The organism is Streptomyces sp. NPDC003042 (assembly GCF_053591315.1).
On record NZ_JBSFTP010000146.1, the window covers coordinates 1 to 7,590 of the forward strand.

Genomic DNA, 7,590 nt, shown 5'->3' on the forward strand with positions numbered 1-7,590 from the left:
CCTCCGGGGCGCCACCTGAACCGTTCACCCACACGGCCCAAAAGTGGGGCCACCGCAGACCGTTCCAGTGGGGCCAAAACAACCCGTTGAAAACACTCAGTGCTGACGGGGAGTTCCTGTCGATGACCTGGCACACCCCTGCCTGCCCGCACCACGCAGCCGATCTCATCCTTGCCGAGGACAACTGACGGCACTGTCTCCGTTCGAACCGACGCGCCGTGAGTCGCCCCCCCTCAAGGACGATCGGCGTTTCGACACCGAAGTCCGCGAAGTGCCGACCATGCTGTGCGCGTTGCTCGATCAGCCGGCGGAAGCCCGCCAGCGCGTACCGCTACCCGGTGGCCGAACCCGGCCCGCGGATGCCGGCGACGTCGGCCATCAGCTGCTGGGGCTGGCGCTGCCAGCCGACGACCAGGACGCGCAGGCCCAGGCACTCCGCGCGCCGGTGCGGGTCCAGGAGGTGGAGCAGACCGCAGGAGTCCATGGACACCACACCGTGCAGATCGACAATGAGGTCCCGCGCGTCGACGGCGACGCCGTCCAGTGCCTGCTGGAGCGCCGTCTCCGCGTCCTCGTCGAGCTGCCCGCTGGCACTGATCAGGACGGAGCTGCCGCAGTGCTGGACGTCCGTAGTGATCATCCGATCTCCTTCCCCCGCAGGCGCCGAGGCCCGCGGTGCCACCATCCTGACCAGGCGCTCACAGGCGCCAGTGTGAGAAGTCGTTTCTCTACCGATCACGGTGGGTGTGAGTTCGAGTGTGACTGCCCGGCCGGGTGATCTTTCGGCGGTCTGGGTATCAAGCGAGCGAGGGGGCGGGCTTCGAATGGGGGCAGCGGACGAGCAGGACCTTGAGGACGGGGAAGGCTGGCTGACGAAGGCCGAAGTCCGGGAGATCTGGCCGCAGATCAGGCCGAGCAGCATCAGGGCCGTGGCGCGGGCCAACAGCGTACGTACCTCGGCTGCACCGCCCCGGCGACCCGCGCAGGCCGTTCACCGGCCACCCCGGCCAGCGACACCTACTCGCCCACAGGAGGTTCTGCCAGGACTTCGGCCACCGTCTGACGGGCAATCACGAACCACTCCCACGCGGCTTCCGCCTCCTGGAGCTCGGCCTGCAGGACCTCCACCCGCTGCCGAGCAGCACGCTCGCGCTCCTCAAGCAGCCCCATCACCGACGGCATCCGGCACCTCCACCGAAGAGACGACACGACACCCCGCCTCTGCCACCGAGGCGCCGTCACTATGCCTGACCAGCGGAAACGCACCCGTCACTATCGGAAAGACAACGGCTTCTAACTACTAACGATGACCCGGGCCGTTGCCGGCCGGGGTGTGTGCGACCAGTGCGTTGGCGTGGCCGCTGCCAAGGCCGTAGCTCAAGTCTTGCTCTGAGATGGCGGGAAGGCGGTTGGTCGCTGCGCTGTGAGGTGACACTGCCAACAGGTGAAGTGGGCCAAAACGGGGGCGGGTCTGGTATGCGGTGGGTGTTCCGGTGGATCGTCAGGGGCTCGGGCGAGACGAGAGCCCTGGACGTGTATGACGTCGCGTTCTTGGCGGGCGGGGCCCAGCATGTGGTGGACAGTGCGGTCACCACGCTGAACCAGCGTGGGCTGCTCATGGTGCACAACGCACAGGTCCATTCCGTGGAGGGGAAACAAGCTCTGCATCCGGTCGAGCGCGCGATGGTCGTCTTCTGCGGGCGCCCGACGAACATCGACATCGTACGAGCCGTCCTGCAACGCTCCCCGGAGATTGAGAAGATCGGCCGCGGGCTGGCCACATGGGGTCTGGTGACGGGCGCGGAGCGTCAAATGACCCCTGCGGGCCGGCGACATCTCCAACAGGCCCAGCTTGACCCGCGCATGCTGGCGTACGTCTTCCCTCATCGCAGCCCGCGCTGGGAAGGGGCCGTGCGAGGCCCGGTGGGCCGCGCGCAGGCGGGTCCAGCCCGTCGCGGCCAGCCTCCGAGACGCACGGGCAATCGCCAGTACGGCGACTCCGGCCCCGATATGGGCACACACTTCGGCGGCGGTCACAGTGGCGGAGACGGAGACGGAGGCGGAGGCGGGGGAGGGGGAGGGGGCGAGTGAGGTCTCACAGGCCAGTTCACTGCGGGTCGGATTGCTCACACTCCAATGGCACGCGGTCAAACGGCGCTGCGGGTGCGGGGCGGTCGGGGCCGGGTGCGGGGCGCGCTCCGGGAGCGGTGCCGGCCGGGGCTGGGGGCGCCGGCGCGGGCAGGCGGGAGAGGGGCCGTGCCCGCCCACTGTCTGGTCGTACCGGCACCGGGCCGGCGGGTTTGTCGTCCGCCGGTACCGCCTCGGAGGATGCCGCGGCGGGCCGGGTAGGGGCGGGGTGAACGGTGACGCATCCTTCAGGCCGTAAGGAGCGCGGCGAGGAGCAGTGCAGGGTCCAGCGACGCATCCCGCCACCGTCCCGCACAGTGGCCTCTGGCCGGCTCTGACGGCCCCGCTGCGCCCCTCGGACGGATGATGCGGCGGCCGCCCCGTTCCGCCCGCTCGTGGCTGCTCTGGCCGACTCTGGAAGAGAGGCGACAGCGAGGGAGGCCGCAGGATGGTGCTCAGGCCGCCGGTTGAGCCGATGCGCAGGCCGCGGAGCGGCTGCCGGGGCCGGCCGTGCTGCGGTCGGGGGTGGCCTTTGAGTAGAAGTTATGGACAGGGTTCTGTGGTGTCCGGTGTCCGGTGGTCTTGCTACGTAAACCTTCCGCTATTGAGACCGTGCACCATCTGGTGTCAGCGGCGGCTGTTACGGTCCGGCCATGACACGCCCCGACCACCTACTTGCTGTCCTGCGCCGGAATCCTGATCTGGTGAGGCTGGCTGCGGGATCCTTCGATTTTGATCTTGACCGGGCCGAGCACGGGGAAGAGGTCCGTCTGGCGAGCGGAGCGACGTTGAGGGCCGTGGCGGGTGACGACACCGGCGGAACCTATTTCATATGTGCCGATGGGGCTGTGCTGTACGCGAGCTCCGAGGGCGAGGCAGGTCTCATCGGTGCCAGCATGGACGAGGCTCTGGAGATCCTCTTTGGTCTGCCGGGCTGGCACGACTACACCGAACTCGACCTCGCGGCCGATGACGAGGCATTGGAGGCGGTGTTCAGCGGGACCGAAGACGAGATTCGGGGCTCCTACGGCCCCGAGCTGGACGCCGATCGCAGCGCGCTGCTCAGCGGGTTGGGTCTGCGCCGGCTCCCCAGGAGGGAGCTGCTGCACAGGCTCCAGGAGTCCCTTCTGCGGACCGAGCCGGAGTTCCTGCTGCTGAACGCGGATGAAGGCTGCGCGTACGAGTTGCTGGACCGTCTTCGGCGTCCGCCGCTCTGGCAGGCGGTTCTCGCTCCCGGCCGGACCGATCTGGCCCGGATGCGGGCGGACCGCGACTGCTGGGACGCGATTGCGGGCGATCCGGTACGGAGGGCCACCGTTCTGCGCGCTGCCCAGTTCGACCGGCAGCCGGGCGACCTGCAGCTTCTGCGCATACTCCTGCGGCAGGAAGTCCGCCGCGGCCCCACTGCAGAACTCCGCCTCGCCGCGGTCCTGGTCGCCCTGCACGGTGAGACGGAGGACCACGCTCTGCTGTGGTCCCTGCGGGAGTCCGACCCCGATTTCCACTTCCTACTCGGTGGTTTCCCCGATTCCGCACGAGCCCTCACGCAGTGGGCGGCGGACTTCGACGAGTCGAACTACGGCCAGGATCCCCACGACGAATACGACCTCACCTGGACGGCGCTGGCCCGCCGCCAGGGGCAGACCGAACTGGCCCGCGCCGCGCTCATACGTATCCTCGACGACACAGGCCCGCGTGATGGGGCCCTGCTCGGGTCTCTCGCCAACGAGTTCAAGATCCTCGGGGACCTCGGGCAGGCGATCCGGGCACGCCGCCTGCACGCGTCCCTGCAGGACGACGCCGGCAAGCGCGGCGCGGCCCTCGTCGACCTCGCCTCTTTGCAACGCCGCCACGGCGAGGTAGAGGCAGCCTGGCAGTCCCTTCAGCGGGCAGTCACGCTACTTGACGGCCCGCCACCACTGCCGCCTACCAATCAGCTGGCGCTCGATCTTGATCTACCGAAACCGTCCTGTCAGGCCTTCACTTGGCGGGAGCTCGGCCTGGGGGTGAGGGTGACCGAGGAATACTTCCTCATCACACAGGCTGCCGTGCCGCTCGGTCTTCACGAGGTGGCCCAGGCGGCACTCCGGTCGGGGAAGACCATGCTCGACGGCCTTGCTCACCCCACCGAGAATCTGCGCCGGGCCGCAGAGGCTGCGCAGACGCTTGCAGCACCCCGGCCCGCCTGAGAGTTGCCTCTTCTACGGGTGTCGGCCGGTGGGGAGCGCGATGAGTGTGCCCTGCCGTCTGAGGGCGTCGTTTTCGAGGGTGAGCTCGCGGATGGCTTCCTCGTACAGGGCCAGGGTGCGGCGCAGGTCAGTGTTCTCCCGCCGTAGCCGGCTCAGGTTCTCGTCCGTGCGCCCGCTGACCGTTTCGGCGGGGGTCGGTTGTGCGGGGGCTGGGACTCGAGGGAGGAAGTGTTTCTCGACCAGGTCGCGGTAGTGGCGGTGGAAGGTCGCGTGCGGGATGCCGAGGTGCCGCTCGACTGCGGTGACGGTGGGGCGGCGTCCTGTGGCAAGGGCCTGTTCGTGGACGGTGTCGATGGCCGCCTTGACGGTGTCGGCATCGGGCAGCGGGCGTTTCACGGCTGTTCTCCAAGGCGTGGCGGGTGAGGAACGCTTCGGTGGCGGTGCGTTGTTCGGTGAGCCGGTGGCGGAGGTAGGGAGCGAGGCGGTCGCCATCGGCGAGGGAGGCGGTCAGCTCGGCCAGGTGCTCGGTGAGGGCGCGGTGGTTGTAGGGCGTCAGCGCGGTGTTGCGGCAGGCCAGGGGCTGGCAGTCGCCCATGGCTGGGGTGTCCGCTGAGCTGGCCGGGGTGCGGCAGAGGGCGCGGTCGGGGTTGTAGACGCAGGTGAGGAAGCGGCCGGGGTAGAGGTGGGGGTCGTGGCGGGCGATGATGCGGCGCAGGCGGGCTTCGTCGGTGACGACTTGGCCGTCGAAGACGGCGTACTGGGCCAGGGCGGTGAGGCGGGCTTCGGCCTCGGCGCCCGCAGGTCCTGTCAGCCGAGGCCGGTCGGGGTCGGCGGCCATGTCGGCGAGTACCTGGCCGCGGGTGAGGGCTTCCTCGGCTTCGACTTCGTCGCGGAATCCGGAGGTGCTGGTCCCGGCGTAGCCCTCGAACATCTGGATGCGCTGGTGGCGGTACTGCAGGGCCCCGGCGATCGTCCCGCCGGGGCGGCGGGCGATAAACTAGGCAAGGGTGCGGCGGAACTGCCGTGTGGTCAGGTGCGGCAGACGGCCCTGCGTGGTGGGGATGCCGTCCGGGCGTGCGTGTCGGGCGCAGTAGGAGTTGATCCAGCCGATGAGGGCGGTGATGCCGGTGTTGGTGGTGTTGCTGTCGAATACGGCGCCGGGGCGTCGGCGACTGGCGGTGGTGGTGGGAGCTGGGCAGGAACGTAAACAGGTAGGGCTGATTGTCGGGCTGAAGGCGCTCGAGGACAGCGATGGCGCGGGCGACCGGGGCGGTGACGATCCAAGCGGCGGGCACACCGCCGGCGTTTTCACCCTTGAAGGCGAGGCTGTGCAGGCGGTGGCGGTAGACGGTGCCGTCCGGGGTGCGCTGGAGGCTCAGGCAGTCGCGCTTAAGGTGTTTGATTACTGGCGGGAGGGGGTTATTCCGACCATGCACTATTCCCCTCTTCGGCTCTCTTCTTCGTCGAGGAACCAACACGATGCGGAGCCAGTCACCGCCCGTTCCTGCCGAACCGCGAAGTCGCCTCAAGGATCGCGTCCTGCATCGCGGGACTACCCGTATGGCCCGAGTCGTCGATTACCTTCAGTTCCGCGTCCGGCCACGCCTTGGCCAGCTCCCACGCGGTCTTCAGCGGGCTCCCCAGGTCGAGCCGGCCGTGAATCAGCACCGCTGGGACCCCGGCCAGTCGGCCCGCGTCGCGCAGGAGTTGCCCGTCCTCAAGCCAGGCATCGTTCGCAAAGTAGTGCGCGCAGATCCGGACGAAGGCCATCAGCGCGTCGTCGGGCTTGTCGCTGTATGCGCCGGGCTGACCGAGTGCCTCGTGGGCGATGACGGCGTCCTCCCAAGCACACCAGTCCCGCGCGGCCTTGGCCCGGGCTGCCTCGTCCATGCTGTTCATCTGCCGGTTGTAGGCGGCCACGAGATTGCCGTCTCGGTCTGCCTCTGGCAGTGCGTCGCGGAACGTTTCCCAGGGGCCGGGCAGCAGGAGCCCGACGCCGTGGTAGAGCCAATCGGTCTCCTCGGGCCTGGTCATGGTGACGCCGACGATGACGATCTCGGAGACCCGCTCGGGGTAGCGCTCGGCATAGGCGAGAATCAGCGTCGAGCCCCAGGAGCCGCCGTAGAGGAGCCAGCGCTCGATGCCCAGGTGCTCGCGTAGCCGCTCCAGGTCGGCGATGAGGTGGTGGGTGGTGTTGTGATCGAGGCTGACAGTCGGGTCGGAGGCGTGAGGCTGGCTCTCACCACAGCCACGCTGGTCGAACAGGACGATCCGGTACGTCTCGGGATCGAACATTTTGCGACTGCCGCGGCGCCCCCCGCTGCCGGGGCCTCCGTGCACGCACAACGCCGCCTTTCCATTGGGGTTGCCGCTCGTCTCCCAGTAGATCTGGTTGCCGTCGCCGACATCGAGGAAGCCGTGCGCGTACGGTTCGATCGGCGGGAACGGCTGGGCCATGACGGACTCCTCCTGAAGGCGTGAAGAACAACCTCGCGAGGTTAGTCGAGGACTGGAACGAGGTATCACGATTTGTCCGCAGCTCGGGCGGCGAGGTACTCGGCCCAGTCGCGTCTGGCGTAGGCGACCCAGCGGAACGCGGTGTGGCGGTGCATCCCGGTCACGTCGGCGAGGATCGGGCTGGGAAGATCCGCAGCAAGGGCGGCCAGCGCCGCGTTGCGCGAGGTGCGAACCGGGATGCCGTGGCGGCCCAGCTTCTGGGTCATGCCGTGCGTCGAGATCGGCTTGCCCGGGACCATGCCCGGGAAGAGCCACCGAGGGCCTGGGCAGACTCGCGAGAGCTGCGGCCGCAGCTGGGGCTGGTCGGCGAGGCGCCGAAGGAGTTCGGCGAGTCGTGGAGGCAGCAGGACGGGGTGGCGGCCCAGAACCAGGTGGGTGTCCTTGCCGCTGAACTTGAGGTGCTCAGGCGTCAGGTGACAAAGGCGTTCGGTGGAGGGACCGAACAGCAGGGTGATCGCGCCGGCAGCCCGGACGTCCGCAGGCAGGGCCTCGTCGGTCAGACAGCGCTGGAGGAGCGGCCAGCGATCGTCCTCGTCGAGCAGGTTCTGAGGCTCCTGCCTCGGGATGGAGGGAACGGTTGATGGCGCTCTTTGAAAACGGCTGTGGTCCACATTTCGTGACGGTCACTGCTCACGTCACGCCGCTTTGGCATGATCGCCCCGTGATCGAGTACTCCTGGCCAGACGACTCAAGAGCAGGCCGAGCACGTGATGCGTGGGCTGCCACGGTCGAGGATCTTCCCATCGGAACCCACGTG

Annotated in this window: 9 protein-coding genes; 4 read left to right on the top strand and 5 right to left on the bottom strand. The window is 68.6% G+C overall.

What is annotated here, in order from left to right; translation table 11 throughout:
* On the top strand, positions 1-188 hold a 188-nt coding region (locus ACWDYJ_RS35420), incomplete at its 5' end, for a hypothetical protein (RefSeq protein WP_451569722.1).
* Positions 189-331: 143 nt separating this feature from the next.
* On the opposite strand, the gene ACWDYJ_RS35425 is transcribed toward ACWDYJ_RS35420, so the two are convergent.
* Together ACWDYJ_RS35425 and ACWDYJ_RS35430 are read right to left on the bottom strand one after the other, a co-directional pair.
* On the bottom strand, positions 332-640 hold the full coding sequence (locus ACWDYJ_RS35425; protein ID WP_451569723.1) for an STAS domain-containing protein: 309 nt from the start codon (positions 638-640) through the stop codon (positions 332-334).
* A gap of 377 nt (positions 641-1,017) precedes the next feature.
* On the bottom strand, positions 1,018-1,182 hold the full coding sequence (locus tag ACWDYJ_RS35430; protein ID WP_451569724.1) for a hypothetical protein: 165 nt from the start codon (positions 1,180-1,182) through the stop codon (positions 1,018-1,020).
* Positions 1,183-1,476: 294 nt separating this feature from the next.
* Here ACWDYJ_RS35430 and ACWDYJ_RS35435 point away from each other — a divergent pair, with 294 nt between their 5' ends.
* The gene (locus tag ACWDYJ_RS35435) at positions 1,477-2,091 is read left to right on the top strand and encodes a TIGR04222 domain-containing membrane protein (protein ID WP_451569725.1); all 615 of its coding nucleotides are present in this window, start codon (positions 1,477-1,479) and stop codon (positions 2,089-2,091) included.
* 689 nt (positions 2,092-2,780) lie between these two features.
* On the top strand, positions 2,781-4,316 hold the full coding sequence (locus ACWDYJ_RS35440) for a hypothetical protein (RefSeq protein WP_451569726.1): 1,536 nt from the start codon (positions 2,781-2,783) through the stop codon (positions 4,314-4,316).
* A gap of 12 nt (positions 4,317-4,328) precedes the next feature.
* On the opposite strand, the gene ACWDYJ_RS35445 is transcribed toward ACWDYJ_RS35440, so the two are convergent.
* On the bottom strand, positions 4,329-4,712 hold the full coding sequence (locus ACWDYJ_RS35445) for a hypothetical protein (RefSeq protein ID WP_451569727.1): 384 nt from the start codon (positions 4,710-4,712) through the stop codon (positions 4,329-4,331).
* A gap of 295 nt (positions 4,713-5,007) precedes the next feature.
* Between ACWDYJ_RS35445 and ACWDYJ_RS35450 the strand changes: the two genes are divergently transcribed.
* A complete protein-coding gene (locus ACWDYJ_RS35450; RefSeq protein ID WP_451569728.1) occupies positions 5,008-5,523 on the top strand; it encodes a hypothetical protein in 516 nt (171 codons plus the stop codon).
* 284 nt (positions 5,524-5,807) lie between these two features.
* Here the strand turns inward: ACWDYJ_RS35450 and pip are convergent, their stop codons facing one another.
* The gene (pip, locus tag ACWDYJ_RS35455) at positions 5,808-6,773 is read right to left on the bottom strand and encodes a prolyl aminopeptidase (protein WP_451569729.1); all 966 of its coding nucleotides are present in this window, start codon (positions 6,771-6,773) and stop codon (positions 5,808-5,810) included.
* 65 nt (positions 6,774-6,838) lie between these two features.
* Positions 6,839-7,444 (bottom strand): hypothetical protein, encoded by a 606-nt coding sequence (locus ACWDYJ_RS35460; RefSeq protein WP_451569730.1) that lies wholly within the window; start codon positions 7,442-7,444, stop codon positions 6,839-6,841.
* Positions 7,445-7,590 lie beyond the last annotated feature (146 nt).